Source organism: Pseudarthrobacter sp. CC4 (genome assembly GCF_048957775.1).
In the GTDB taxonomy this organism is placed as follows: domain Bacteria; phylum Actinomycetota; class Actinomycetes; order Actinomycetales; family Micrococcaceae; genus Arthrobacter.
Map to the genome: position 1 here is coordinate 172161 of NZ_JARCCZ010000002.1, position 26331 is coordinate 198491.

Here is a 26331-nt window from a genome sequence, read left to right on the forward strand (position 1 = left end):
ATGACCACAACAACCACCCAGTCCCCGGCCACCGGCTCCGGCCTGCCGGCCACCATGCGCGCGTCCATCCTCAAGCGCCAGGGCGAGATGGCCATGGAAACCCTGCCCCTCCCGCAGCTCGACGCCGACCAGGTCCTGGTCCAGGTCGCCGCCGTCGGCGTCTGCGGCAGCGACGTCCACTACTACGAGCACGGCCGGATCGGCCCCTACGTGGTGGACCACCCGCTCATCCTCGGCCACGAACTCTCCGGCCGGATCGCCGCCGTCGGATCCGCCGTTGACCCCGCCCGCATCGGCAAGCGCGTCGCCGTCGAGCCCCAGCGCCCCTGCCGCACGTGCAAGCAGTGCAAGGCCGGCCGCTACAACCTCTGCCCGGACATCGAGTTCTACGCCACCCCGCCCGTTGACGGCGCCTTCGCCGAATACGTCACCATCCAGTCCGACTTCGCCTACGACATCCCGGACAGCGTCAGCGACGAGGCTGCCGCCCTCATCGAGCCGCTCTCCGTAGGGCTCTGGGCCTGCGAACGCGCACAAATCAAGCCCGGCAGCCGGGTCCTGATCGCCGGCGCCGGGCCCATCGGCATCATCGCCGCCCAGGCCGCCCGCGCGTACGGCGCCACCGAGATCTACATCTCCGACATCGCCGAGGACCGGCTCGCCTTCGCCCTCGAACACGGCGCCACCCACGCGCTCAACGCAAAGACGGACAGCGTGGAAGGGCTCGACGTCGACGCGTTCATTGACGCGTCCGGCGCACCGCAGGCGGTCCGCGCCGGGATCAAGGCCGTGGCCCCTGCAGGCAGAGTCATCCTGGTCGGCCTGGGCGCGGACGACGTCGAACTCCCCGTCTCCTACATCCAGAACCGCGAGATCTGGCTCTCCGGCGTGTTCCGCTACACCAACACCTGGCCGCTGGCCATCCAGCTGATCGCGGACGGCAAGGTGGACCTGGACATCCTGGTCACCGGCAGGTTTCCACTCGCGGACTCCGAGAACGCGCTCAAGGCGGGCAAGCAGCCCGGCCAGCTCAAAGCCGTTGTCTACCCGGGCCGCTGACCATGATCACCGTCATCGGCGAGTCGCTCGTTGACATCATTGAGGCCCCCGGCCGGGGCTCCGCGCAGCAGGTGCACCCGGGCGGGAGCCCGCTCAACGTCGCGGTAGGGTGCGCGCGGCTGGGCCTGGGGACCAGGCTGGTCACGCACTATGGCGACGACGCGCACGGGAAGCTGATCGCTGACCACCTGCGCACCAACAATGTTGAACCGATCGTGGGAGGTTCCCTGCCGACGTCGTCCGCGCTGGCGTCCCTGGACGCTACCGGCGCAGCCGAGTACACGTTCAACATCAGCTGGGACGTCAACGGGGCCTCCATCCCGGCCCTTGCCGCGGTGCAGGGTTCGCTGCATGTCCACACCGGATCCATCGCCACGGTCCTGCCACCCGGCAACAAGGCCGTCCGGGGCCTGGCCGAAGCGGCACGCCCGCACGCGACGGTGAGTTTCGATCCCAACTGCCGGCCGGCCATCAGCGGGAATGTTGAAGCCACACGCCGTGAAGCCGAGGACTTTGTGGCCGCCAGTGACATCGTCAAAGCCAGCGACGAGGACCTGCGCTGGCTCTACCCCGGCAGGACCTTGGACGAGTCCCTTGCCGCGTGGCTGGCGCTGGGACCGGCACTGGTTGCGCTGACGCGCGGCGCGGACGGACCGGTGGTCCTGACCCGGCAGGGGCGCGTGGAGATGCCCGGCGAAACGGTCGCCGTGGCGGACACCGTGGGGGCGGGCGACTCCTTCATGGCCGCCCTGATCGCCGGCCTGGCGCAACGGGACGCGCTCGGTGCCGCCAACAGGCCGCGCCTGCGGAGCCTCTCCCCCGAAGACCTGGATGCCCTGGCGGCCTACGCGAACAGGGCCGCCGCCATCACGTGTTCCCGGCCGGGGGCCAACCCGCCCACGTCAGCCGAGCTGGGTTCCCTGTCCGGAAAGCCGGCCGGAACACCGCCCGGCCTGCCCGCCCCTGCGGAAGGTTAGCCCCATGACTGCACTTCAAACCCGGGCCCTTACCGGACTGCCTGCATCCTTGGCCGTCCCCGCCTACGACCGGGCCTCTCTGACGGCGGGAATCGTCCACTTCGGCGTGGGCGGCTTCCACCGCGCCCACCAGGCCATGTACCTGGACCGGCTGATGAACGACGGCAAGTCCCTCGACTGGGCCATCTGCGGCGTGGGGGTCCTGCCCGGTGATGCCCGCATGAAACAGGTCATGGACAGCCAGGACTGCCTCTACACCCTGGTGGTCAAGAACCCGGACGGGACCCGGGAAGGGCGGGTCATCGGCTCGATCATCGAGTACCTGTTCGCCCCTGACGATCCCGAGGCCGTCATCGAGAAGATGGCGTCCGGCGCCGTCCGGATCGTTTCGCTCACCGTCACCGAGGGCGGGTACAACTTCCACCACGTCACCGGCGAGTTCGACGCCGGCAACCCCGACGTGGTCCATGACCTCCAGCCGGGGGCAGCACCCCGGACGACCTTCGGCCTCATCACCGAAGCCCTGGCCCGCCGTCGTGCCCGCGGCCTGGTCCCCTTCACGGTGATGTCCTGCGACAACATCCAGGGCAACGGCGACGTGGCGCGGAAGATGTTCACTGCCTTCGCCGTGCTCAAGGACCCGGACCTCGGCGCCTGGATCACCGCGAACGTTCCCTTCCCCAACAGCATGGTGGACCGGATCACGCCCGTCACCGCCGACGCTGACCGCGCCGCCGTTTCGGCGGAGTTCGGCATCGAGGATGCGTGGCCCGTGGTGTGCGAGCCGTTTGAGCAGTGGGTCCTCGAGGACACGTTCAGCCTTGGACGTCCCCCGTTTGAGGACGCCGGGGTCCAGCTCGTGGCGGATGTTGAACCGTACGAACTGATGAAACTCCGCCTCCTCAACGCCAGCCACCAGGGCATGTGCTACTTCGGCCACCTGGCCGGCTACCGCTACGCCCACGAAGCTGCCCAGGACCCGCTGTTCGCAAAGTTCCTGCTCGACTACATGGACAAGGAGGCCACCCCCACCCTGGAGCCGGTGCCCGGCGTGGACCTCGCCCACTACAAAGACACCCTCATCGAACGCTTCACCAACGAACACGTCCGGGACACCCTTGCCCGCCTCTGTGCGGAAAGCTCGGACCGGATCCCCAAATGGCTGCTGCCGGTCATCCGCATCAACCTTGATCGGGGCGGGGAAATCCGCCGGTCCGCCGCCATCGTTGCCAGCTGGGCCCGCTATGCCGAAGGCGCCGACGAGCAGGGCAACCCGATTGACGTCGTCGACCGCCTCAGGGACAAGCTGATGGCCTCAGCCGCCCGGCAGCGGCAGGAACCGCTGGCCTTCATCTCGGACCGGGAGGTCTTTGGCGACCTGGCCGGCAACCAGGAATTCATCGCCGCGTATACCCGGGCGCTGACAAGCCTCCACAACGCCGGTTCACGGGCCACGCTTGAAGCATTGGCAGGCCAGTAGGGCAGGGGGCAAGCCTCGGTGGACCTGTTATGCCGTCATCGAACTTCCTGAACGCGGCGGCCGGGGACGGTCAGCCCGCAGCGTCCACCGGCTCCTGAACGTCCTGTACAACCTCATTCCGCCGCAGGAACCACGGCTTGAACGGCGGATCGAAGCGGGCAAACCGCGGCGGCCCCACCGGCGTCAGGCCGGCAAGGGTCAGTGCCGCCTGCAGGCCGCTGTTGCGCCGTTCGAACGCGGCGGCTGACCCGCTGCCGGAGAAGCGCAGCACTGCGGCAAGGGAACCGGGCACGGCCCGCACCGTCACGGCGGGGTCGGCGGGAACGGGCGCGGTTTCAGCTGTCACGCCGGCAGGAAGCACAAAAGCCACCACATACTCGGCAGGTCCGCCCCTTCCCGCCAGGGAACCGGACTGAAGCACCGGGGCGGTCATAGCCAGCTTCTGCGGCGATCCGGGCTCTCGGATAACCGGGGCGGTCATGGCCAGCTTCCCGCGGGTTGAATTGCTCCCGCTGATGTAGTTGAACAAGCGCCGGAAGGCCATGTTTCCGGCACGGTCAAAGGTGGCGGCCACCTTGGTTTCGGCCACGACGTACCCGGGATAGCGGCGCAGTTCGAAGTGCGGATAGCGCCGGACCAGCTCGTAGGGTTGCCGTTCTGTCATGGTCCACCAGAGCCTACGCCAGCCCTGGCGGAAGCCGCCATACCCGGCGACGGCTTGCCGCCTCTTCCAAATGGGAGCATACTTATTAGCAGGACTAATTAGCATTGCTAAGCATTTTTGGGAGGCTCACGGACGTGACCACAGCCAAGAACGAGAGCATTACCGGGGAGACCGGCCCGGACACCCTGGCCATTGACCTCCGGACCGCCGTGATGCGCACCTCGCGGCGGCTCCGCGTCGAGGCAACCGGCGACGTCATCACGCCGGGCCAGTACACGGTGCTGGCATTACTCAACGGCAGCGGACCCAGCACCCTCCGCGAACTGGCCACCAGCGAGCACGTGCAGGCCCCGTCCATGACCCGGATCGTCAACGCCCTCGCCGAACTGGGCTTCGTCTCCAGGGCGGCAAACCCCGACGACGGCCGCCAGGTTCACATCGACATCACCGACGCCGGCCGGGCCGTCCTTGAAGAGGCCCGGAACCAGCGGACCGCGTGGCTCGCGCAACGCGTGGCCGGGCTCAGCGAGGAAGACCGGCTGGTCCTGAGCCGGGCCGCACGCATCATGCAGGAGATGAGCGGCAAATGAGCGCCATGTTCCGTGCACTGGAAAACCGCAACTACCGGATCTGGGCGAGCGGCGCGCTGGTGTCCAACATCGGGACCTGGATGCAGCGGGTGGCGCAGGACTGGCTGGTCCTGACCGTCCTCACCGACTACTCCGGCGCCGCCGTCGGCATCACCACCGGCCTGCAGTTCCTCCCCATGCTGCTGCTCGGCCCGTACGGCGGAGTGCTGGCGGACCGCTACCGAAAGAGGGCGATCCTGCTGTGGACGCAGGTGGCCATGGGCCTGACCGGGCTGGTGCTCGGGCTCCTGGTGGTGACCGGCGCCGCGGAGCTGTGGCACGCCTATCTGGCCGCCCTGTGCCTGGGAATAGCCAGCGCCATCGATGCGCCGTCACGCCAGTCCTTCGTGTCAGAACTCGTGGGGCGGGACAACATTTCCAACGCCGTTGCACTGAACTCCGCGTCCTTCAACACAGCCCGGCTGACCGGCCCTGCCATTGCCGGGGTACTCATTGCCTGGATGGGCACGGGACCGGTCTTCCTCCTGAACGCAGCCAGCTTCGCCGCCGTCATTGTTTCCCTCTTCCGGATCCGGACCGCAGAACTCGTGCCCGCCGCCCCGGCAACACGGAGCAGGCACCAGGTGGCGGAAGGCGTCCGCTACGTGCGCAACCGCCCGGACCTGGTGCTGATCATGGTCCTGGTGGGCATCCTGGGGGCGTTCGGAATGAACTTTCCCATCATCAACGCGCTGATGGCCACAACTGAGTTCGGCGCCGGCCCGGGCGAATTCGGGCTTCTTGGTTCGATCATGGCGGTGGGTACGCTGGGCGGCGCGCTGCTTGCGGCACGCCGGGCCGGGCCGCGGCTGCGGTTCCTGCTGGGCGGTGCGCTGGGGCTCGGCGCGTTTACCCTCCTGGGGAGTGTGTCGCCGTCGTTCTGGCTGTATGCGGCCGTCCTGGTTCCGATCGGGCTGGCGTCCATCACGTTCCTGAACAGCTGCAACACCAGCATCCAGCTCTCCGTGGAGCCCCGCTTCCGTGGGCGCGTGCTGGCGCTCTACCTGGCGGTCCTGCAGGGCGGCACCGCCGTGGGCGCGCCCCTGATGGGCTGGATCGGCACGGAGTTCGGCGCGCGCTGGTCCGTGGCCGCCGGCGGTGTCATCGTGCTGCTGGCCGCGGCCTCCGGCGTGATCGTGGCCAGCCGGAGGAGCAGCCTGGGCGTGCGCGACCACCTGCGGATGGTGTTCCGGAGGAAGCGCCAGCACGCTGCATAGAGCACGCTGTATGGAAACCGCACAGGTCACGCAGTAACGGCACAGTAACGCCTGGAGCGTTTAATGCCGGTGTACGCAACTACCCTGCGAGGTTGGGCCTCCCCGCCGGAGATCCCGGCACCCAACCCAAGGCTGGAAGTTCGGCATACAGAGACAGTGATGGTGCGAGATGCACTCCTACAGCCGCCGCCACCCTATCGCCTTTGTCTGGGCGCTGGTCCTGTCGCTGCTTCTGTCCGCCTGCATGTCGACAGAGGACAGGAGTGGCCCGGCAGCCAGCAGCCCTGCCGCCTCGTCCAGCGAAAGCAGTCAGGATGCATCGCCGTCGGATCGCCCCGCCGAAGAAACGGCCGGCGGCGGCGCCAGCCGGGGACCGGACGGATCCGGCGGTTCAGGCTCTGATAATTCAAGCCCTGATGCTTCAGGCTCCGGTCCTGACAGCGGGCAAAGCCTTCCGCAAGGCCAGGATCCGGCACCGGCCCCGCAGCCGCCGCCCGTGCCACGACAGCCGCAGGGGCCCGGTCCGGCGCAGCCACCCGGTCCACCCGCCCCTGCCCAGCCCCCGGCACCGGCACCCGCTCCGCAGGCTCCCGGCCAACCGCCCGCGCCGCCGCCCGGTCCGCCCGCCGCTGCCCAGCCGCCAGCCCCCGAGACCGTGGTGCTCGACTGGCTGCCGATAGGCCCGGTCGGCAGGGGGGATCCAATTTGGTATGTGCGTTTGAAGGACTTGAATTGTGAGTCGGTTCCTGGCTTCTCCGAACCCTTCAATACCGTGGAAGAGGCAGCACGGACGCTTTGCTTCGGCCTGAAGGGTGACCAGGCTGCCTGGGATGCGGGCGTTCCTGCCCTGTCGACGTCCCCGCCTGACTGCTGGTCTGAAGCCGCGCAGCAGATCCTCAGCAATATCGCTGCCGTCCGGACACAAAAGCCGGATGCCGTCATTGAGCTTGCCCCCCGCCCCGGAACCGCCTGCGTTCCGGAACTCAAAGCCGTGCAGGATGATGCGGGCGACAGCCAGCCCTTCCAGGTCTGTGCAGGGGACGTGCTCATCCTGGACGGAAGCGTCACCGGCCTCCCCGCCGGCACCGTCCGTTCGGTCAACGTTGGCACCACCACGGCACTGGTCAGCCAGCGCCAGAGCTTCACGGACACCAACTTCCCGTTGGATTTCTACTTCCTGGCACCGCCACTGGCTGAAGGGCAACCCACCACGGCCGAAGTGAGTATTGCCGACGCCGACTGGCAGGTCCAGGGATCCGCTTCCTTCGAGTACGCCGCGGACCAGAGTACGTGCCCGGCGCCGGGCTCCGCACCGTGACGGAGGGCGACGGAGAGGGGCGTTCCTCATGGTCCCGCGCCGTCGGAGTTATCTCTGCCATCGGCCCGCCGGTCACGGTTGCCACGGCGCTGCTGTTCTACTTCGGCTGGGCACGCGCCGACGCGCAGGCGGCCTACATGGGCCTCAACGTCAGCCTCTTCGGATACACAGTGCAGGACTACCTGCTCATCAGCATCAACGCGCTCTTCCTGCCGCTGGTCTGCATCCTTGCCGCCAGCGTTGCCTGGCTGGCGCTTGACCGCTTGCTTCGCCGGCGGATCGAGGAGGACCGCGGACGCGCCGTCATCCTGCGGGCCGCAGGCATCGGCGCCCTGATCAGTGGGCTTGTGGTCGGAGTCAGCCTGGTGCTGGCGGTGGTTGATCGCACCCGGACGGCGCTCTTCTCGCCGTATTTGATGGCCCTGGGCGTACTGGTAGCCACCTGGTGCGTCCACCTCCGCCGCCTGGGCCGGAACACCCAGGTGCCGGCCCTGAGCGCCGAGCAGCGGGCGGTGGAAACCACGCTGATCCTGAGCATCGTGACGCTGCTGCTTTTCTGGGGCACGGCCGACTATGCGCAGGCGCTGGGCCGGCGGCTGGCCGTGGACTACGAGCAGGGCGTCCAGTTCATGCCCCGGGCGGAGGTGTATTCGCCCAAGCCGCTGGGCATCGGCTCCGGCGCGGTCACCGAAGTGAAGGTGGGCAACGGCGAAGCTCCGCTCTACCGGTACGACGGGCTGCGCCTGCTGGTGCTGAGCGGCGGACGTTTCTTTTTCCTGCACGACGGCTGGGCGCCGCGGGACGGAACGGTCATCGTCCTGCCGGACGACAACTCGGTCCGCATCGAATTCCGGAGATAGCCCCACCAACAAGCCCGCGGCCGCCCCTCAACAGGCAACACGGGGTCGCTTTTGGCCTAATAACGGTCAATTATTCGGCTGGGAGTGACCCCGCGTTGCAGTAAACCGCAAAACCTAGCTCCGGGACGGGCCGCCCAGCACCACATTGACCGGCTCCTTGCCCTCCAGCATCAGCCCGATCTGCTGCTTGATCAGCCGGACCATCCGCGGGAACATCGCCGAGCTGGCCCCGCCGACATGCGGGGTAATCAGCACGCCGGGCGAGGTCCAGAGGGGATGGTCAGCGGGCAGCGGCTCGGGGTCCGTCACGTCCAGCGCAGCACGCAAACGGCCCGAGGACGTCTCCGCCAGCAGCGCGTCCGTGTCCGCCACCGGCCCGCGGGCCACGTTCACCAGCAGCGCCCCGTCAGGCATTGCTGCCAGGAACTTTGCGTCCACCAGCTGCTTTGTCTGCTCGCTGAGGGGCACACTGACCACCACGATGTCGTGCAGGGGCAGCTGCTCATACAGTGAGTCGATCCCGAAGATCTTTCCGCCGGCGTCCTCGCGTTCACGGCTCGCCATCCGGGTCACCTGCGTTTCGAAGGGCAGGAGCCGGGCCTCGATGGCCTTGCCCACTCCCCCGTAGCCCACCAGCAGCACCCGGCGGTCAGCCAGGCTGGGCCGCTGCCTGTTGTCCCAGGTCCCGGTGGCCTGGTTCCGTGCAAAGTCGGCCATGCCGCGCTGGCTGGCAATCATCATGCCCAGGGCAAGTTCCGCCGTCGACGTTTCATGCACGCCTGCCGCGTTGGCGAAAAGGCAACCCGCGGGCAGGACGTCCGCCACGCCGTCGTAACCGATGGACTGGCTCTGGACCAGGCCGATCTCCACGGACTCCAGCGCAGCCAGCACCTCCGGCCCGCGCATGTACGGCGGCACCACGATGTCCAAACGCCCGGCGGGGGCAGGGCCGGAAAAGTCCCATACGAAGAATTCGACGCCGGCAGCCGGCCCCAGTGCGTCCACCAGTTTCTGGTCGGGCAGGGCAATCCGCAGCGGCGCGGTCATGCCGCCACCACGAGCTTGACGTTCGCCGCACGCAGCGCCGATTCGATTTCCCGCGGCGGGGGCGCGTCCGTCACCAGGACATCCGCGGCGTCGAAGGCCGCCAGCCGGGCCAGCGCGTACCGCAGCATCTTCTGGTGTGTTGCCACCACTACCACCTGTTCCGCAGAGTTCATGAGTGCGATCTTAGTGGCGCGTTCCACGTCACGCTCAATGTAAAACGCCTCGTCGTGGATTCCGCTGACGCCAATGAACGCGGTCCTGGCGCGCAGCCCGGCCGCAGCGCTGACGGTCATGGGGCCGTTGAATGCCTGGCTGTCCAGCAGCAGTTCCCCGCCGAGGCAGATGGTCCGTGCCGAGGTCAGCTGCAGGCACCGCTGGATGGCCGGGGCCGAGTGGGTAATGATTGTCCCCTTGAACGCGGCGGGCAGCTCCTGCGCAATCTGGTACGTGGTGGTGCCGGCGTCCAGGATGATCGCGTCCCGCTCCCCGATCATGGATACGCAGGCGCGGGCCACGCGAAGCTTGGCTTCGGCATCCTCACGGACCCGGGCAGCGAAGTCCGCGTTCTGGCCCTGCCCATGGATGGCGCTCACACCGCCGTGCACCACCCGGACCAGGCCCAGTTTGGACAACACCCGCGTGTCCCGGCGCACCGTCATGTCCGAGACCGCGAAGGTCTCGGCCAGATCGGTGGTGGAAATGAACCCCCGCCGGCCCAGCTCGTCCAGGATGGTGCGCTGGCGGGGCGTCAGCGGCGCATCCCCACGTGCAATGCTCATAACCCCTTCTTTCTGACCATGCGCCGGACACCAGGCTCGGCGGAGTGTTGCAATTCCAACACCAACTTACCTAGTGTCGTACCCCGGCACCGGCATTCGTAAGCTCCACGGGGCGTCCTTCCGCGATTGAACGTTCGGCCGCAAGGCCCATCCGGACCGACTGCAGCCCGTCTGCAACCGTTACTTCCACCGGCCCCTCGCCGAGGATCGCCTTCCGGTACCCAAGGTGCTCGTAGTACGTGGAGCCGTGGTGGGCGCCCGCGGCCAGTACTGCCTCATCCACCGGGACCTCGTGCTTTTCAGGGCCCAGCGGCGAGCGCGGGCTGAACTCCACGGTGGCCTCCGCCTCGTCACCGGGGATCCAGTGGTTGGCTGCCACCGGGATGAGCGTCTCGATCTTGGCGGCATCCCCCACGATGGAGATCCGTTCCTGGAACTTGGACCCCTCGGCGAACATGGACAGCTCCAGCATGGCGCGGCGGCCGCCCTTGAAGTCCACGATCACGTAGGCATTGTCGATCATGTCCGACACGCGGCCGTCGTAGACCTCGTCCATGTGGTTCACGTCGTGGCCGCCGCTGGCGTAGACCCTGACCGGCTCATCCTGCAGGATCAGCCGCATCAAATCGAAGAAGTGGCAGCACTTCTCCACCAGGGTTCCGCCGGTCCGCTCCGCGAAGCGGTTCCAGGCATCCACCTTGTGCAGGAACGGGAAGCGGTGCTCCACGATGGAGAGCATGTAGATGTTGCCGAGCTTGCCGGTGTGCGCAGCCTGGATGACTTCCTGTACCGGCGGCATGTAGCGGTATTCCATCGCGACCCACACGGGCGCCGGGTAGCCGGCGGCCAGCGCCTCGAGTTCATCGGCCTGCTCGGCGGTGGTGCACACAGGCTTCTCCACGAGCACGGGCAGGTTGGTTCCGCTGGCGAAGATGTCTTTCAGGATGCCCAGGTGCGTGTCGTTGGGGCTGGCGATCACGAGTGCATCCACCAGGCCGGAGGCCAGCAGTTCCTGGTGGGAGGAAAACGTCTCCACCCCGTACCCGATCTCCGCAACAGTCTCCTCCAGGGAGGACTGCTGGGGATCGGACACTGCGGTGATCCGGCTTCCGGGGATCAGGGCGAGGTTCCGGACGTGTTCGCGGGCCATGTGGCCTGCGCCGATGAGGCCGTATCGGATGGTCCGGACCGGTTCCGCAGAAGGCAATGACATGAGCTGCTCCGTTTCTCTACGTTGAGTTTTTGGGGGGACCGCGGCGTTGCATCCCAAACAGAACTATACAGAAAGTGTTGTTATTCCAACATAGCGTGTGTATATTTCTTCAGTACCAGCCGGAACTACAACGAGGTGGAACGTGCCCCAACCGTCAACTGGAACCCTGCTCTTCGTAGGGTGCGCCACACTTGACTCCATCGCTTTGGTGGAGGACTACCCTGCTGCGGACAGCCGCACCGTTGCCGCGGATTTCGCGACCGCGGGCGGCGGTCCGGCCGCCACCGCAGCCGTGGCAGCAGCCCGCGCCGGAGCTGCAACAGCCTTCGCCGGTGTCCTCGGCACCGACGAGGAAGGCGACCGCATCATCGCCGGCCTGCAGGCAGAAGGCGTTGACACCTCCGCCGTCATCCGCGACCCGGACGTCAAAACAGGGGCCAGCGTGATCGTGGTCAGCAAGGCTTCCGAAAGCCGGGCCATCGTCACCCGTCCGGTGCCGCCGGTCAGCTTTCCGGCCGGCAGCCGCTTCCATGAACTGCTGCAGTCGGCAGCCTGGGTCCACGTGGACCACCTGGGCTGGAACGCCGTCGCCTCCGCCACACGCGGGGACCTTGGCACCCTAAGGATCAGTGTGGATGCCGGCAACCCCATCCCGTCCTTCAATCCCAAGGGCGTCGCACTGTACGTCCCCACCATCGAACGGCTCCGCGCAGAGTACGGCGAGCAGCTTTCCGCCCCGGCGCTCCTTCAAAAAGCGGTCGACGACGGCGCCTCCGCCGTCGTGGCCACCGCCGGCTCGGAGGGGGCCTGGGTCAAGGACGGCAACGGCGACCCGGTCCATGTGCCCGCCACCCCGGCCAACATCGTCTCCACCCTGGGCGCCGGCGACGTCTACCACGGCGCCCTCCTGGCCGCCGTCGCCGCAGGGCTGCCGCTGGTGGAGGCTGCAGCCTTTGCCGGCCGCACCGCCTCCGCGTCCTGCCAGGGACTGGACGGCCGCTCCGCCATCCCCCACCAGACCATCACTCCTGTCCTAGCCACCAACCTGCCCGCCTAACCCAACGCCCAGCTGAAAGAAGCAGCCCATGAGCCCCACAGACCTCTCACCCCTCCAGCGCCCGTCAGGCGCCTTCGCGATGCTCGCCGTGGACCAGCGCGAGGCCATGCGCAACATGTTCGCCGAGCACACGGACCAGCCCGTCACGGACCAGGACCTCCAGGACTTCAAGCTCCAGGCCGCCAAAATCCTTACCCCCTACGCCTCGGGCGTCCTGATCGACCGGCAGTTCGCCCTCGACCAGGCCATCGAGGACAACGTGGTGGACCCCGGCTGCGGGCTGATCGCCTCGGCGGACCACTTCGAATCCGCACACGGCGAACTGGTGGGCGAGGTAACCATTGACCGCCTGGTGGACCCGCACAAGTACAAGGCCCTGGGCGTGAAGGCCCTCAAGCTCCTGGTCCTCTACCGCCCGGACGAGCCCGCCGAAGGCCGGGTGGAAATGGTCCGCGAATTCGTGGAACGGTGCCAGTCCGCCGGACTCATCAGCATTATCGAGCCCGTCTCCCGCAAGCCGCTGGCCGGCGGAGACTTTGACTGGAACGCCGGCATCCTCGCCGCCGCCAAGGAGCTTGGCAGCCTGGGCGCTGACCTGTACAAGGCCGAAGTCCCGTTCCACGGCCAGGCGTCCGAAGCAGAGGTCCGGGCCGCCTGCGCCGAGCTGACCAATGCCATCGACGGCCCCTGGGTGGTGCTCTCCTCCGGTGTCCCCGAGGACGTCTTCCCGGATGCGGTCCGGTGGGCCTGCCTGGAAGGTGCCAGCGGCTTCCTCTCCGGACGCGCTGTCTGGGCGTCCTGCATCGGCGCGCCCGACGTCGTCGAATCCCTGTCCACTGACGCCGTCCGGCGGCTGCAGCGCCTCTGCGCCGTGGTGGACGACGTGGTCACCGCCCAAAGGACCAACGCCTAAGCACCCGGGGAGCCAAAGCGTCGTGACCGTGGCAACCCTTTCCGCAGTCAAGTAAACAAGGCACAGCAAACACTCAACGAGGAGATTATTGTGAGTCAGATTTCACGCAGGCAGGCCATCGCTGTTCTCGGAGCCCTGGGCTTCGGCGCCACGGCGGCAGCATGTGCCGGGCCCGGCGGTTCCACCGCGCCCGGCGGTGCCACCGGCCCGGCCGCGCCCTCCACCGGAGCCGTCACCGGCAAGGTGTCCTTCGCCCACTGGCGCGGCGAGGACAAGGCGGTGTTCGACGAACTGATCAAGCGCTTCGCTGCCATGCACGAGGGCGTAGAGGTTGCCCAGGACATTTCCACGTCCAACGACTACAACGCCCAGGCCCTGCAGAAACTCCGCGGCGGCTCCATCGGTGACGCCTTTGCCACCTTCCGCGGCGCCCAGTTCAAGAACTTCACCGACGCCGGCATCTACACGGACCTGAAGGGCAGCAAGGCTGTCTCCAACTACCAGGAAGGCCTGCTCTCCGCCGGCAAGTCCGGGGAGAGCCAGCTGGGCCTGCCCTACCAGGTGGTTTTCCCCATGCCCATGGCCAACGTTGACCTGTTCGACAAGGCCGGCGCCGAGCTTGCCCCGAAGGACTGGGATTCCTTCCTGGCCATGTGCGACAAACTGGCCGCGGCCGGCGTCATTCCCATCTCCTGGCCGGGCGGCGATGTTGGAAACGGCGGCCAGCTGTTCAACAACATGATCGCCAACAACGCCCCCGTGGACGACATGTGCGCCCAGATCGAGCAGGGCAAGCTGAAGGTCACTGACGACTGGTTCATCAAGATGCTCAACCAGTACAAGGACCTGGTCCCCTACCTACAGCCCAACGCCACGGGCACCGCCGTGGAGCCGGCCCAGAACCTGTTCTCGCAGGGGAAGGCCGCCATGCTGGCCACCGGCTCCTACCACATCGCCGCCGTCCGCGGCCTGGGCGCCCAGTTCCCCATCGAACTGGTGTTCCCCAACACCTCGGACGGCAACAGCAAGTACGAGGGCGTCTACAACGCCACGTTCATCCTGGGCGTGAACTCTGCGAGCAAGAACCAGGCCGCGGCGGCCGCCTGGATCGACTTCCTCTCCGAGCCGGAGAACGCCGGCTACTACGCCAACAAGACGGCCCAGCACGTGTCCGTGAACAATGTGGACTACACCAACCCGGACCTCAAGCGGCTGAGCCCGTGGCTGGAAAAGAAGACGGCGCTGGCGGCGCGGTTCCAGTTCCAGAACCTCGATGTCCGCAACGCCGTGGAAGCCAGCGCCACCGCCGTCATCTCCGGCACCAGCCCGGAGCAGGCAGCGGAGGCCGCCCAGAAGATTGTTGATGAACGGCTATGAGCATCCATCCCGGGACGGCGCCCACACGGAAGGCGCCGGACAACCACACGGAAACTGACGACGCGAAGAAGCGGCGCCGCTCGCCCACGCGGGTGAATCCGGCACTATACCTGTTCCCGCTTCCCGCGGTGGCCGTCATCGCCTTCTTCCTGGTGATGCCCACCCTGCAGGCCTTCCAGTACGCCATCACGGACTGGAACGGCTTCTCGGCGGCGTTCAACTACGTGGGCCTGGACAACTTCATCCGGGCTTTCACCAAGGACTCGCTGTTCACCAACGCGCTGACGAACAACCTCAAGTTCGTGCTGCTGGTGGTGATCGCGCAGACGCTGTTCTCGCTGATCCTGGCGCTGCTCCTGACGAAGAACTCCCGGGGAAGCGTCCTGCTCCGCGCGCTGTTCTTCTTCCCCACCATCCTGTCCTCGGTCTCGGTGGCCTTCATCTGGAAGTTCATCTACGACCCCAACTTCGGCCTGGCCAACTCGGTCCTGGGCGGCGTGGGCCTGGAGTCACTCCAGAGCTCCTACCTCGGCAACGACGCCCAGGCCCTGTACTGGGTGGCCGTGACGCAGGTGTGGTTCCACGCCGGGCAGATGATGGTGGTCTACATCGCCGGCCTGCAGGCCATTCCGCGGGAACTCTACGAGGCCGCGGAAATGGACGGCGCCAACAAGTGGCAGCAGTTCAAGTCCATCACCTGGCCGTTCGTGGCCCCGGCAACATCGATTGTGGTGGCCTACACCACGGTGCAGTCGTTCAAGGCCTTCGACCTGATCCTCGGCATCGCGGGCAATCCGCCCAAGCAGTCCCTGGACATCCTCTCCACGCGCATCTACAGCACCTTTGCCAACTCGGAGTTCGGCTACGCCGCTGCCCAGTCGATCATCTTCATGGCGATGATCGCCCTGGTCACCTGGCTGCAGCGCCGCCTGCTCCGCCTCACCCCGAAGGGGGAATGACAGCATGCTCGCGTCAATAACCCGCCGCGGAATCCTCGCGATCTACGCGGTCATCATCATCGTTCCGCTGACCGTGGTGGGGTTCGGCAGCTTCAAGTCCACCCAGGAACTGTTCGCCGGGCCGTTCAGCCTGCCGCAGTCCCTCTCCCCCGCCAACTACGCGGAAGTGATCGGCGGCCAGGATCTCGGGTCTTCGTTCTGGAACAGCGTGATTGTCACCGCCATCTCCGTTCCGCTCACCCTGTTCCTTGCCAGTCTGGCCGGCTACGCCGTCTCCCGGCTCCGCGGCTTCATGTCCTGGGCCATCTTCGGCTTCCTTGTCCTGGGCATGGCCATCCCCGCCCAGGCGAACATGGTGCCGCTGTACGTGCTGTTCGGGCGGCTGGGTCTCCTGGACAGCCTGGCCGGCCTGGTGGTGGCGAACCTGGTGTCCACCCTGCCCATTGCCGTCTTCATCCTGGGCGGGTTCATGCGGACCCTGCCCAAGGAACTCTACGAGGCTTCCTCGATCGACGGCACGGGCCCCTGGCGGACCTACGTCTCGATCGCCCTGCCGCTGTCCGCCCCGTCCATCGCCGCGGCCGCCATCTTCCTGTTCGTGATCCACTGGAACGAACTGCTGTACCCGCTGCTGTTCATCCAGTCCCCCGGCAACCGCACCCTGCCGCTGGCACTGCTCAGCTTCCAGGGCGAGTTCCAGACCAACTACCCGCTGCTGTTCGCCGGCGTCATCATGGCCTCCCTTCCCGTGGTGGTGGCCTACGTCTTCCTGCAGCGCTACTTCGTGGCCGGCATCACCGCAGGCGCCAGCAAGGGATGAGCGTCACGACGACGACGGCGGCCAGCCGCGCCCGCCCCGCCGCAATGGACCCCTTCCAGCCCAATGAAAGGCATCATTCGTGAACCTCAAGTCAGCCCAACACCTCGTCAACGGCACCTGGAACACCGCCGGAACCGCCAAGGACGTGACTGACCCCGGCAACGGCAGCACCGTGGGCGAGGTGGCCTGGGGCACCGGCAAGGATGCCACCAAGGCCGCCGACGCCGCGGCGGAGGCCTTCAGTTCCTGGTCGCGCACCACCGTCCGGAACCGGGCGGACCTGCTCCGCAACGCCGCCGACCTCCTGGCCGAACGCCGCGACGAACTTGCCCACACCCTGGCGCTTGAAGCGGGCAAACGGCTCCCTGAAGCGCAAGGCGAAGTGGACTTCTCCGTGGAGTACTTCCGCTGGTTCGCCGAGGAAGCGCGCCGCGCCACCGGCACCGTCAGCCCGCCCGAACTGCAGGGCCGCCGCCACCTGAGCCTCCGCAAACCCATCGGCGTGGCCCTCAGCCTCACGCCCTGGAACTTCCCGGTCTCCATCCAGGCCCGGAAGCTCGCCGCGATGCTGGCCGCCGGCTGCACCGTGGTGGGCAGGGTGTCCGAAAAGGCCCCGCTGGCTGCCACCGGGCTGTTCGAAGTCCTGCACGACGCCGGGTTCCCCGCCGGCGTGGTCAACCTGGTCCACGGCCCCTCCCGCGAGGTCACCGCCGCCCTCATGTCCCACCCCGCGGTCAGGGCCGTCAGCTTCACCGGCTCCACGGGCGTGGGCCGGCAGATCATGGCCTCCGCCTCCGAACGGGTGGTCCGGCCGCTGCTGGAGCTGGGCGGCAACGCGCCCTTCATAGTCTTCGAGGACGCCGACCTGGATGCCGCCGTCGAGGGTGCCGTCCTGGGCCGGCTCCGCAACACCGGACAGTCCTGCGTGGCCGCCAACCGGTTCCTGGTCCAGGACAGCATCGCCGAGGAGTTCGCCGCCAGGCTGGCCGCGCGCTTTGACGCGATGAGCATCGGCCACGGCGTTCCCGACGGCGGCGGCCAGGTTCCCGACCTCGGTCCCATGATCGACGCCGACCGGGTCACCGCGGTCCAGGCCCTGATCGACGATGCCCTGGAGCGCGGCGCCCGACGCGTCACCCAACGCACCGATGTTCCCGGCCAGGGCTCCTTCCTGGCACCCACCCTGCTGGCGAACGTCCCGGACGACGCACCCCTGGTGACGGAGGAAGTGTTCGGCCCGGCAGCCGGCGTCGTAACCTTCTCCTCGGACGAGGAAGCCATCCGCAAAGCCAACGCCACGGAAATGGGCCTGGCCGCCTACGTCTGGAGCAGCAACCCCAGGCGCGGCTGGGACATTCCGGAGCAGCTCGAAGCGGGCATCGTGGGCGTGAACGATCCACTCCCGTCCGTGGCCTTCGCGCCCATGGGCGGCGCCAAGCAGTCAGGGCTGGGCCGGGAAGGATCAAGCCTGGGCCTGGAGGAATTCGAGGAGGTCCAGTACGTGGCCTGGAGGCCCTAGGTGCTGACCACCGGGCTGGTGCTGGGCGCCGTGGTGATGGGAGCCGGAATGCAGCGCATCACCGGAATGGGCTTCGCCCTGGTGGCTGCACCCTTCCTGGTCCTGCTCCTGGGCCCGGTGGAAGGCGTGGTGCTCGTGAACATGTGCGGTGCCGTGACCGCGGGGGCCATCATCTTCCGCGTGGTGCGGGACATTGACTGGAAACGGTACCTTCTGCTCACGGCCTCGGCCCTGCTCGGGATCATCCCCGCGGCCTTCCTGATCCGCCTCGTTCCACCGGCGGTGCTGGAGATCGGCATCGGGGTGATCCTCGCCGTCGGACTGACTGTCCTGCTGGCCCTCAAGTCCGTCACCCTTCCGGCACGGCGGCGCTACCTCTTCACGGCCGGCGGCCTGAGCGGGTTCATGAACACAGCCGCCGGCGTGGGTGGACCGGCAGTCAGCATGTACTCCATCGCCACCCGGTGGCAGCACAAGTCCTTCGCAGCCACCATGCAGCCGTACTTCTTCACCATTGGGACGTTCTCGCTGATCTCCAAGGCACTGACCGCGCCGGCCACATTTCCCGCGCTTCCGTGGGGCATGTGGGTGGCCGTGGGCGTGGCCTGCCTGGGTGGGCTGGTGCTGGGCGACATCGCTTCGAAGTATGTCCCCGCCCGCGCCGCGCAGATACTCCTGATCATCCTGGCCTACCTGGGGGCGGCCGCCACCATCATCCGGGGCGTCCTCGACGCCGTCGGGTAACCCCAACAACTTCGCTTGCACCCGTAACAGAGAGAGGAAACAACATGACGTGGCTGAACAGTGCCGCCCACGCACGCTGGCTCGAGGCGGAAACCGACCGGCTGATCAATTTCGCCGCGGCCTCAAAGGTCCCGACAGGATTCGGCTGGCTCGACAACTACGGCAAGGTGTTCGCCGACAAGCCGACCCATCTCTGGATTACCGCCCGGATGGTCCACAGTTTTTCCGTCGCCGCCCTCATGGGACGGCCGGGTGCCGCAACACTCGTGGACCACGGGATCGCGGCACTCAACGGGGCCCTGCACGATGATGAGTTCGGCGGCTGGTACGCCGAGGTCAACGAAAACGGACCGGTAAACGATACGAAGTCCGGCTACCAGCATTCGTTCGTGCTCCTCGCCGCTGCCAGTGCCGTCGCCGCAGGGCGGCCCGGTGCGCGCGAACTGCTCGACGAGGCGCTCCGGATCGCCGACACGAAATTCTGGGACCACCAGGCCAACATGTGCTTCGACTCGTGGAACCGGGAATTCACCGAAACCGAGGCATACCGGGGCGGAAACGCCAGCATGCATTCGGTCGAGGCCTATCTGATCGTCGCTGACGTGACCGGGGAGAACCGCTGGCTTGAGCGGGCCCTGCACATCGCCGAGGTGCTCATCCACAAATTCGCGCGCAACAACAATTACCGGGTGTTCGAACACTTCGACCCGGAGTGGAACCCCATGCCGGAGTACAACACCGATGACCGGGCCAGCCAGTTCCGCGCCTACGGCGGAACGCCGGGCCACTGGGTCGAGTGGGCGCGCCTGCTCCTCCACCTCCGCGCCGGACTCGAAGCCCGCGGCCTGGACGTTCCGACCTGGCTCCTGGAAGACGCCAGGGGCCTGTTCGACGCAGCCATCCGTGACGCATGGGAGCCGGACGGCCACCCGGGATTTGTCTACACCGTGGACTGGGAGGGCAAGCCCGTTGTCACCACCCGCATCCGGTGGGTGCCGGCAGAGGCCATCGGGGGCGCGGCCGCCCTCTACATCGCCACGGGCGAGAAGAAGTATGCGGACTGGTACGAGCGGATCTGGGACCACGCCCGCGACTGGTTCATCGACTACGAGCACGGGTCCTGGAAGCAGGAGCTCGACGAGAACGGCAATGTCACCTCCACCGTCTGGTCCGGCAAGGCGGACATCTATCACCTGTGGCACTGCCTGGTGGTCCCGCGCCTTCCGCTGGCACCCGGTCTGGCTCCGGCAGTTGCGGCGGGCCTGCTGGACGCACGCATCACCGGGACCAGCCAGGACAAGGACCCTGCAGGCCGCTGATTCCTGCGGGTGCAGGTGCAGGCCCCCTGCACCTGCCAGGGCAGCAGGTCCGTCCGGCCGGGGTCCCGCACGGACACTGACCTGGGCACCCGGTAGCCGGCTCCGGCGGAAAGCGGATTGCGTCCGGGGACACGCTCCGACGCGCCGGAAACGGCATGGAGCAGGGGCCGCGATCCTGTAAATTTAAGGGAGGAACTGCCCGGCCAGCGAGCCGCGTTCCAACCCTCCCCCTTGAATGGATCCTTCCCTCATGTCCTCCGCCATTCCCGCGCCGGAACCTGCCCGTTTCCCGTACGCCGCGATGGTGGTTTTGGCCACCATCGCCTTCACCGCCATCACCACCGAGCTCCTGCCGTCCGGGCTGCTGCCGCAGATCAGCAGCGGCCTGAACGTGTCCGAGCCGGTTGCGGGCTACCTGGCCGCGGCCTATGCCGCTGTCATTGTGGTCACGGTGGTCCCGGCTGCCCGGCTGCTGGGGAAGATTCCCCGCCATGCGCTGCTGGTGGGGCTCGTCCTGACGTTCGCGCTCAGCAATGCGATGGTGGGACTCGCGCCGGACTTCACCGCCGCCATGATCGCCCGGCTGGTGGGGGGCCTGGCGCACGGCCTGCTCTGGACCACCATGGCCCCGTTCGTCACCAGGGTGGTTCCGGCAGACAAGGTGGGCAAGGCCCTGGCCATTGTCTTCAGCGGCAACAGCCTGGGCCTGGCTATCGGCGCGCCCGTGGGCACGGCGCTGGGCGGGTTCCTCGGCTGGCGCTCGGCGTTCCTGGTGCTGGCAGGGTTCGGGCTGGTCCTGACGGTGCTGGCGTTCTTCCTGCTGCCGCGGGTCCAGCGTATTTCCGACGCCGTCCGTCCCTCACTGCGCAAGGCCATCGCCCAGCCCGGAGTCAAGTCGGTGGCCATCGCCTGGCCGCTGCTGGTCCTGGCCCATTTCGCGCTGTTCACCTACATCGCGCCGTACATCCGCGAGGCAGGCTTCCCCGACTACGCCATCAGCCTCTCGCTCACCGTCCTGGGCGGCTCCGGGCTGCTGGGCATCTGGATCGCGGGCCTCACCGTGGATTCCCGGCCCCGGCGTTCCCTGCTCATGACGACGGCGGTGATCGCCCTTTCCATGTTCTTCCTCCCTCTCGCGGTGGGCAACTTCCCCGTCGCCCTGGTCCTCATGACGGTCTGGGGTGCGGGACTCGGCGCGATCGGCATCTACAACCAGTCCGCCATCCTGCGGGCCGGAGGCGAGTTCCAGGAAGCCGCGAACGGCCTCACTGTGCTGACCATCCAGCTGGGCATCACGGTGGGCGCCCTGTACGGCTCGGCGGCACTGGTGGTGGGCGGACCGCTGCTGGTTCCCGTCGCCGCGGCGCTGCCGGTGGTGGCGGCCTGGATCATCACCCTTGCAGGGAAGACGCACGCGTATCCGCCCGGACCGCGGGAGCGGGTGTGGCTGGAGCCCCGCCCCGTCCGTTCGGAGGAGGTTCCCGTGGCGGAAACCAGTGCACCGCCGTCGCGCCCCCGTCCCTAACCCCCATCGATTGCTCCGTACCGGCCGTTTTCACCGCTCATAACGACATTTGCGGAGCAATCGATGGCGGGTGGACCCAGCGCGCCGGCCCGGCGTCCCGCGTTAACCTCCCCTCCAACTCCCCGCACCCGAACCGCAACCTGCCCCTCCTAGCGTTGACGGGTCACCGGTGGAAACGCCGGATCCGTCATCCAGGAGGAACCACCACATGCGCAAAGTCCTGACGTCCGCGGCAGCCGCCGCCCTCATCGCCGCCGCGTTCGCTTCGGCAGGTCCCGCCGCCGCCGCCCCGGACACCGACGCCGGCACGCCGTCGTCGAACGCTGCCGGAGCGGCGGCGCAGGCAACAACGGCCCCGAAGGTAAACGAACGCAACGGCTCCTTCGACCTGCAGTCCCACCGCGGCGGCCGCGGCGAATGGACCGAGGAGTCCCTGGCCGCGTTCACGAATTCCCTGGCGCTGGGCGTGACCACCCTCGAGCTGGACACGCACCTCACCGAGGACGGCAACGTGATCGTCTGGCACGACGACACCATCCAGGCCACCAAATGCATCGACACCGCGCCGGCCACCGCCGGCGATCCCGAATTCCCCTACGTGGGCGACCGCGTGGCCGAACTGTCCCTGGCCCAGGTCAAGACGCTGAACTGCGGCTACGCGCAGCTGGCCGGCTACCCGGAGCAGGATGTGGTCGAGGGCAACCGGATCGCCGAGCTCAAGGACGTCTACCAGCTGGTGCGTGACGCGGGCGCCGAGAAGGTCCGCTTGAACGTGGAGACCAAGGTGGAGGGCAGCCAGATCGGCGGCGCCGGCATGGAATCCCTCACCCGCGCCGTGGTGGCCGAAATCCAGGCCTCCGGCATGGCGGACCGCACCACCCTGCAGTCCTTTGACTGGTCCTCCCTCAACCTCACCCGGGAAATCGCGCCCGAGCTCACGCTGGTGGCGCTCTCCAGCGGAGACGCCTGGATGGGTGTGGGCCAGCCCGGCGCCAGCCCCAACCTGGGCGGCATCGACATCGACGACTACGACGGCTCCCTTGCCAAGGCGGCAGCCGCCCAGGGGTATGACGTCATCTCCCCCGCGTTCCGCTCCGTCACCCCTGAGATGATCGCCGAAGCCCACGGGCTGGGCCTCCCCGTGATCCCCTGGACCGTGAACACCACCGCGGACATGGAACGCCTGATGGACCTGGGTGTGGACGGCATCATCACCGACTACCCCACCCGCCTGCGCACCCTCATGGAAGAGCGCGGCCTGAAGCTGCCCAAGGCCTACTCGCTGCAGGGCTGATTTCCGGACAATGCCCGACGGCGGCTGCCGGACATCCGCACAGGAGTCCGTCAGCCGCCGTCGTGCCTTTGCACCACGCCGGGGCGGAGGCGGATTTCGGCCCCGGGCGCGACGTTGGTAGAGGTTAAAGGATGCAAGACCTACTCAATCCCGCCATGCCCTTCATTGCCGTCACCCTGGCAGTGGCCGCAGGCCTGGTCCTGTCCTGGCTGCTGCGCAAGCTTGTCCTGCGCCTCAACCGCAAGCGTCCGGAACTGCAGGCCACGTCCCGGGTTGCCCGCCAGCCGCTGCGCCTGGCACTGTGCCTGATCGGCGTCCGCACCGCGCTGGGACTCACGGCAGCCGGCGAAAGCTGGCACGGCGCCGTCGACCACCTGCTGCTGATATCGCTCATCGGCTCCCTCGCCTGGCTGGCCGTGGCCGTACTGCTGATCATCGAGGCGGTGGTCCTGGGCCGGTACAGCGTGGACGTTGCGGACAACCGGCGCGCGCGGCGGCTCCGGACGCAGATGATCCTGGCCCGGCGGATCGGTGTTGCGCTGGTGGTGGTGCTTGCCGCCGGTTCGGTGATGCTCACGTTCCCGGCCATCCAGGCCCTCGGCGCCGGGTTGCTGGCCTCCGCCGGGGTCATCTCGATCGTCGCCGGCCTCGCAGCGCAGACTTCCCTGGTGAACGTCTTCGCCGGCATGCAGCTGGCCTTCACGGACGCCATCCGTGTGGACGACGTTGTGGTGGTGCAGAAGGAGTGGGGCCGGATCGAGGAAATCACCCTCACCTACGTGGTGGTCCACATCTGGGACGACCGCCGCCTGATCCTCCCGTCCACCTACTTCACCACCACGCCGTTCGAGAACTGGACCCGGCGCCAGTCCGAGGTGATGGGCACCGTGGAGTTCGACCTCGACTGGCGCGCCCCCGTGGAGGACATGCGCGCCGAGCTGCGGTCCGTCCTCGCCGGCACGGACCTGTGGGACGAGCGCGTGGGCATCCTGCAGATCACCGACGCCACCGGCGGGTTCGTCCGGGTGCGCATCCTGGTCAGCGCCGCGGACAGCGCCGCGCTCTTCGACCTGCGCTGCCTCATCCGCGAGGCCATGGTCGCCTTCCTGCAGCAGGGCCATCCGGAAGCGCTCCCCCAGCAGCGCTGGACCGAGGCAGCGTCCGACGGCGGCACCTCCGCCCGCCGCCGGCAGCCATTGCGGGGGCTGGGTAGGTCCAGCCGGGACGGCGCCCGGACGGCCGCGGATCCGCACGAATCACAGCTGTTCACCGGTTCGATCGAGGCCGTGCAGCGCTCGCGTGCCTTCACCGGCCCTGGCGAGGATGTCTTCCAGGACCGGGACCAGACCCTGGCCGCACGGAACTAGGAAAGCCCTTGATATGTGACCAAATGGTCACATATCATTGTTCCCATGGATGCCGTGTTCAAGGCACTCGCAGACCCCACCCGGCGGGAGCTCCTTGACGAGCTGTTCCGCGAGGACGGGCAGACCCTCGGCGCCCTCGAAAGACGCTTCGACATGAGCCGGTTCGGGGTCGCCAAGCACCTCAGGATCCTGGAGGAAGCCGGACTGGTGGTGGCCCGCCGTCGGGGGCGTGAAAAGCTGCATTTCCTGAACCCGGTGCCCATCCGGCTCGTCCACGACCGCTGGGTGAGCAAATACGCAGAACCATGGGCCGCTGGCCTCAGCGACCTCAAATCCAGATTGGAAAGTCCCATGGAAAAGATCTTCGAAATCTACATCAAGACCACGCCGGAACGGCTCTGGGAAGCCATCACCAACAGCGAGATCCGCAGCAAGTACCAGTTCGGGAACACCATCGAAACGGACTGGACCCCTGGCAGCAGCTTCACGATGAACAACGTCAAGGCGGGTGCTCCGCTGGGTGAGGGCGAGAACCTGGAGGTGGACCCGCCCCGCCGGCTGGTCCAGACCATGCGTGCCCTCTGGGGTGAGGACGTGAAGGCCGAGGGAACCTCGAAGATCACGTGGGACATCGAGCAGGTGGGCGATTCCTGCCGCCTGACCGTCACCCACAGCGACCTCCGCGAAGGCGCCAACGAGCAGCTCTACGGCGGCTGGCCGATGATCCTTTCCGGCCTGAAGACCTGGCTGGAGACCGGCGAGAAGCTGACCACGCCGGGCTCGCTGATGTACACCTAGGGCGGCCGCCCCAACTAGGTGCGGGGTGCGGGGCGCTGCCGCCACAGCAGGCTCACGCCGAACGTCACCGCGCACAGGACCAGCATCGCGAGGACCATCCGGGCCCAGCTTTCCTGGTCCACGCCGCCGCCCGCGAAGACGCCGATCATCACCGTGGCGGTGATGGCGCCCACATACCGGCAGGTCTGGTAGATGCCCGCCGCAACGCCGCGCTCCTGCGGCCCGATGGAAACGAACATGCCCTGGTTGGTGGCGATGCCCACCGTTCCGTACGGGACGCCCATCAGGGCAGTCAGCACCACCACCAGCGGAATCACCAGCGTGCCGGTCAGCAGCCACATCAGCGCGGCCGCCACGGTGAGGATGACGACGCCGGCAATCAGCACCCGCCGCACGCCGAACCTTCCCATCGCCCGGACCGCCCAGGGCGTGGCCAGGACGGACAGGCCCGCCAGCGGCAGCATCAGGAGGCCCACAACGCCGGGATCGTAGCCGCCGGCTTCCTGCAGGAGCTGGGGAAGCCCGAAAAAGACAAAGTAGTACACGCTGCTGAACACCGCGAAGGCCAGGTAGATGAGCATCAGGGGTTTGTTGCGTCCCAGCAGCCTCAGGTCAAGGAAGGGGCGGTCGAAGCGCAGCTCGCGCCAGGCGAACAGTGCGGCGATGAGCGTTCCGGCGGCCAGCATCCACCAGCGGTAGGCAGGAAAGACGTTCAGTGCGGCCATCATCACCAGCAGCAGCGCGGCCACGAATCCCAGGATCCCGGGGATGTCCGAGTCGCGCAGCAGCTGCGCGACGCTGCCGCGCTCCCGGGCCTCGTCCCTGGGTGCTGCCTGGCGGACGATCAACAGTGCAGCCAGCGCCAGCGGGACGTTGAGCAGGAACAGGGCTTCCCAGCCAACGAGGCTGACCAGCAGTCCACCAACGACTGGGCCCACCGCAGCGGCCGAGGTGTTCACCATCTGAAGCCGGCCAAGAGGACGCGCCGGCTCCACATTGGCCCGGTGCGCAATGGCCCCCACCATCACCACAGCGCTGGGGTACGCGGTGGCCGTACCGAGCGCCATCACCGCACGGGCCACGCAGAGCAGGGCGAAGTTCGGGGCAAACGGCGCCAGCGCACACGTCACCGCGACCAAGGCCATGCCGAGCATGAACATGCGCCGCGGGCCGAACCGGTCCGCCAGCCTGCCCATCACGGGCTGGCCTGCCGCGGACGCGAGGTAGAAGGACGTGACCACCCAGGTGACGGCGGCAACGTCGAGCCCGAAGTCCGAGCGGAGCACCACCAGGGCAACGGCGATCATGGAGGAGTTGAGGGGGTTCAGTGCCGTGCCCAGGCTGAGGCCGGCGACGGCCAGGGCAGTCCGGGGTTTGTTGCTCACGGAAACAGTCT

The 26331-nt window shown here is 67.6% G+C and carries 24 protein-coding genes; 19 read left to right on the top strand and 5 right to left on the bottom strand.

What is annotated here, in order from left to right:
- The 3 genes from PV768_RS02020 to PV768_RS02030 are packed head-to-tail and all read left to right on the top strand — an operon-like array spanning position 1 to position 3516.
- A complete protein-coding gene (locus PV768_RS02020; protein ID WP_421092128.1) occupies positions 1 to 1059 on the top strand; it encodes an NAD(P)-dependent alcohol dehydrogenase in 1059 nt (352 codons plus the stop codon).
- 2 nt (positions 1060 to 1061) lie between these two features.
- On the top strand, positions 1062 to 2036 hold the full coding sequence (locus PV768_RS02025) for a carbohydrate kinase family protein (protein ID WP_421092129.1): 975 nt from the start codon (positions 1062 to 1064) through the stop codon (positions 2034 to 2036).
- A gap of 4 nt (positions 2037 to 2040) precedes the next feature.
- Complete coding sequence (locus PV768_RS02030; protein WP_421092130.1) at positions 2041 to 3516, top strand: mannitol dehydrogenase family protein; 1476 nt, start codon at positions 2041 to 2043, stop codon at positions 3514 to 3516.
- Positions 3517 to 3586: 70 nt separating this feature from the next.
- Here PV768_RS02030 and PV768_RS02035 read toward each other — a convergent pair whose 3' ends face one another.
- Positions 3587 to 4180, bottom strand: coding sequence for an SOUL family heme-binding protein (locus PV768_RS02035; RefSeq protein WP_421092131.1), 594 nt, complete (start codon positions 4178 to 4180; stop codon positions 3587 to 3589).
- 212 nt (positions 4181 to 4392) lie between these two features.
- On the opposite strand from PV768_RS02035, the gene PV768_RS02040 reads away from it, so the two are divergent.
- The 4 genes from PV768_RS02040 to PV768_RS02055 all read left to right on the top strand — a co-directional run bounded on the left by PV768_RS02040 (position 4393) and on the right by PV768_RS02055 (position 8204).
- Positions 4393 to 4770 carry a MarR family winged helix-turn-helix transcriptional regulator gene (locus PV768_RS02040; RefSeq protein WP_421092224.1) on the top strand — a complete coding sequence of 126 codons (378 nt, stop codon included), beginning with the start codon at positions 4393 to 4395 and terminating at the stop codon, positions 4768 to 4770.
- Positions 4767 to 6026, top strand: a complete 1260-nt coding sequence (locus tag PV768_RS02045; protein ID WP_421092132.1) for an MFS transporter — start codon at positions 4767 to 4769, stop codon at positions 6024 to 6026. Before PV768_RS02040 ends, PV768_RS02045 begins: the two co-directional genes overlap by 4 nt.
- A 772-nt stretch (positions 6027 to 6798) precedes the next feature.
- Positions 6799 to 7344 carry a hypothetical protein gene (locus PV768_RS02050; protein WP_421092133.1) on the top strand — a complete coding sequence of 182 codons (546 nt, stop codon included), beginning with the start codon at positions 6799 to 6801 and terminating at the stop codon, positions 7342 to 7344.
- Complete coding sequence (locus PV768_RS02055) at positions 7341 to 8204, top strand: hypothetical protein (RefSeq protein ID WP_421092134.1); 864 nt, start codon at positions 7341 to 7343, stop codon at positions 8202 to 8204. The genes PV768_RS02050 and PV768_RS02055 overlap by 4 nt, the downstream gene beginning before the upstream one ends.
- A 114-nt stretch (positions 8205 to 8318) precedes the next feature.
- Here PV768_RS02055 and PV768_RS02060 read toward each other — a convergent pair whose 3' ends face one another.
- The 3 genes from PV768_RS02060 to PV768_RS02070 form a co-directional block, all read right to left on the bottom strand.
- Positions 8319 to 9251 (bottom strand): 2-hydroxyacid dehydrogenase, encoded by a 933-nt coding sequence (locus PV768_RS02060; RefSeq protein ID WP_421092135.1) that lies wholly within the window; start codon positions 9249 to 9251, stop codon positions 8319 to 8321.
- Complete coding sequence (locus PV768_RS02065; RefSeq protein WP_157238954.1) at positions 9248 to 10030, bottom strand: DeoR/GlpR family DNA-binding transcription regulator; 783 nt, start codon at positions 10028 to 10030, stop codon at positions 9248 to 9250. Before PV768_RS02065 ends, PV768_RS02060 begins: the two co-directional genes overlap by 4 nt.
- Before the next feature lie 70 nt (positions 10031 to 10100).
- Complete coding sequence (locus PV768_RS02070) at positions 10101 to 11243, bottom strand: Gfo/Idh/MocA family protein (RefSeq protein ID WP_421092136.1); 1143 nt, start codon at positions 11241 to 11243, stop codon at positions 10101 to 10103.
- Positions 11244 to 11385: 142 nt separating this feature from the next.
- Here PV768_RS02070 and PV768_RS02075 point away from each other — a divergent pair, with 142 nt between their 5' ends.
- The 12 genes from PV768_RS02075 (at position 11386) to PV768_RS02130 (ending at position 24935) form a co-directional block, all read left to right on the top strand.
- On the top strand, positions 11386 to 12300 hold the full coding sequence (locus tag PV768_RS02075; protein ID WP_421092137.1) for a PfkB family carbohydrate kinase: 915 nt from the start codon (positions 11386 to 11388) through the stop codon (positions 12298 to 12300).
- Positions 12301 to 12328: 28 nt separating this feature from the next.
- A complete protein-coding gene (locus tag PV768_RS02080; RefSeq protein ID WP_421092138.1) occupies positions 12329 to 13213 on the top strand; it encodes an aldolase in 885 nt (294 codons plus the stop codon).
- 90 nt (positions 13214 to 13303) lie between these two features.
- Positions 13304 to 14590 carry an ABC transporter substrate-binding protein gene (locus PV768_RS02085; RefSeq protein WP_421092139.1) on the top strand — a complete coding sequence of 429 codons (1287 nt, stop codon included), beginning with the start codon at positions 13304 to 13306 and terminating at the stop codon, positions 14588 to 14590.
- Positions 14587 to 15549: a carbohydrate ABC transporter permease gene (locus PV768_RS02090; protein WP_421092140.1), complete on the top strand. Its 963-nt coding sequence runs from the start codon at positions 14587 to 14589 to the stop codon at positions 15547 to 15549. Before PV768_RS02085 ends, PV768_RS02090 begins: the two co-directional genes overlap by 4 nt.
- A 4-nt stretch (positions 15550 to 15553) precedes the next feature.
- Entirely contained in the window at positions 15554 to 16369 is an 816-nt protein-coding gene (locus tag PV768_RS02095) for a carbohydrate ABC transporter permease (RefSeq protein ID WP_157238958.1), read from the top strand.
- A 79-nt stretch (positions 16370 to 16448) separates the two neighbouring features.
- The gene (locus PV768_RS02100) at positions 16449 to 17888 is read left to right on the top strand and encodes an NAD-dependent succinate-semialdehyde dehydrogenase (protein ID WP_421092141.1); all 1440 of its coding nucleotides are present in this window, start codon (positions 16449 to 16451) and stop codon (positions 17886 to 17888) included.
- Positions 17889 to 18632 carry a sulfite exporter TauE/SafE family protein gene (locus PV768_RS02105; protein ID WP_421092142.1) on the top strand — a complete coding sequence of 248 codons (744 nt, stop codon included), beginning with the start codon at positions 17889 to 17891 and terminating at the stop codon, positions 18630 to 18632.
- A gap of 44 nt (positions 18633 to 18676) precedes the next feature.
- Positions 18677 to 19951: an AGE family epimerase/isomerase gene (locus tag PV768_RS02110; protein WP_421092143.1), complete on the top strand. Its 1275-nt coding sequence runs from the start codon at positions 18677 to 18679 to the stop codon at positions 19949 to 19951.
- 250 nt (positions 19952 to 20201) lie between these two features.
- The gene (locus PV768_RS02115) at positions 20202 to 21476 is read left to right on the top strand and encodes an MFS transporter (protein ID WP_421092144.1); all 1275 of its coding nucleotides are present in this window, start codon (positions 20202 to 20204) and stop codon (positions 21474 to 21476) included.
- A gap of 208 nt (positions 21477 to 21684) precedes the next feature.
- Entirely contained in the window at positions 21685 to 22770 is a 1086-nt protein-coding gene (locus tag PV768_RS02120; RefSeq protein ID WP_421092145.1) for a glycerophosphodiester phosphodiesterase family protein, read from the top strand.
- Between the two features lie 155 nt (positions 22771 to 22925).
- On the top strand, positions 22926 to 24137 hold the full coding sequence (locus tag PV768_RS02125) for a mechanosensitive ion channel family protein (protein WP_421092146.1): 1212 nt from the start codon (positions 22926 to 22928) through the stop codon (positions 24135 to 24137).
- A 45-nt stretch (positions 24138 to 24182) separates the two neighbouring features.
- Positions 24183 to 24935 (top strand): ArsR/SmtB family transcription factor, encoded by a 753-nt coding sequence (locus PV768_RS02130; RefSeq protein ID WP_421092147.1) that lies wholly within the window; start codon positions 24183 to 24185, stop codon positions 24933 to 24935.
- A gap of 14 nt (positions 24936 to 24949) precedes the next feature.
- Here the strand turns inward: PV768_RS02130 and PV768_RS02135 are convergent, their stop codons facing one another.
- Positions 24950 to 26320 (bottom strand): MFS transporter, encoded by a 1371-nt coding sequence (locus tag PV768_RS02135; protein WP_421092148.1) that lies wholly within the window; start codon positions 26318 to 26320, stop codon positions 24950 to 24952.
- Positions 26321 to 26331 lie beyond the last annotated feature (11 nt).

Excerpts from the sequence above, each read along its gene's own strand:
- PV768_RS02020 (WP_421092128.1), top strand. The coding sequence starts at position 1 with ATGACCACAACAACCACCCAGTCCCCGGCCACCGGCTCCGGCCTGCCG.
- PV768_RS02025 (WP_421092129.1), top strand. The coding sequence starts at position 1,062 with ATGATCACCGTCATCGGCGAGTCGCTCGTTGACATCATTGAGGCCCCC.
- PV768_RS02030 (WP_421092130.1), top strand. The coding sequence starts at position 2,041 with ATGACTGCACTTCAAACCCGGGCCCTTACCGGACTGCCTGCATCCTTG.
- PV768_RS02035 (WP_421092131.1), bottom strand. The coding sequence starts at position 4,180 with ATGACAGAACGGCAACCCTACGAGCTGGTCCGGCGCTATCCGCACTTC.
- PV768_RS02040 (WP_421092224.1), top strand. The coding sequence starts at position 4,393 with ATGCGCACCTCGCGGCGGCTCCGCGTCGAGGCAACCGGCGACGTCATC.
- PV768_RS02045 (WP_421092132.1), top strand. The coding sequence starts at position 4,767 with ATGAGCGCCATGTTCCGTGCACTGGAAAACCGCAACTACCGGATCTGG.
- PV768_RS02060 (WP_421092135.1), bottom strand. The coding sequence starts at position 9,251 with ATGACCGCGCCGCTGCGGATTGCCCTGCCCGACCAGAAACTGGTGGAC.
- PV768_RS02065 (WP_157238954.1), bottom strand. The coding sequence starts at position 10,030 with ATGAGCATTGCACGTGGGGATGCGCCGCTGACGCCCCGCCAGCGCACC.
- PV768_RS02070 (WP_421092136.1), bottom strand. The coding sequence starts at position 11,243 with ATGTCATTGCCTTCTGCGGAACCGGTCCGGACCATCCGATACGGCCTC.
- PV768_RS02080 (WP_421092138.1), top strand. The coding sequence starts at position 12,329 with ATGAGCCCCACAGACCTCTCACCCCTCCAGCGCCCGTCAGGCGCCTTC.
- PV768_RS02090 (WP_421092140.1), top strand. The coding sequence starts at position 14,587 with ATGAGCATCCATCCCGGGACGGCGCCCACACGGAAGGCGCCGGACAAC.
- PV768_RS02095 (WP_157238958.1), top strand. The coding sequence starts at position 15,554 with ATGCTCGCGTCAATAACCCGCCGCGGAATCCTCGCGATCTACGCGGTC.
- PV768_RS02110 (WP_421092143.1), top strand. The coding sequence starts at position 18,677 with ATGACGTGGCTGAACAGTGCCGCCCACGCACGCTGGCTCGAGGCGGAA.
- PV768_RS02115 (WP_421092144.1), top strand. The coding sequence starts at position 20,202 with ATGTCCTCCGCCATTCCCGCGCCGGAACCTGCCCGTTTCCCGTACGCC.
- PV768_RS02120 (WP_421092145.1), top strand. The coding sequence starts at position 21,685 with ATGCGCAAAGTCCTGACGTCCGCGGCAGCCGCCGCCCTCATCGCCGCC.
- PV768_RS02125 (WP_421092146.1), top strand. The coding sequence starts at position 22,926 with ATGCCCTTCATTGCCGTCACCCTGGCAGTGGCCGCAGGCCTGGTCCTG.
- PV768_RS02130 (WP_421092147.1), top strand. The coding sequence starts at position 24,183 with ATGGATGCCGTGTTCAAGGCACTCGCAGACCCCACCCGGCGGGAGCTC.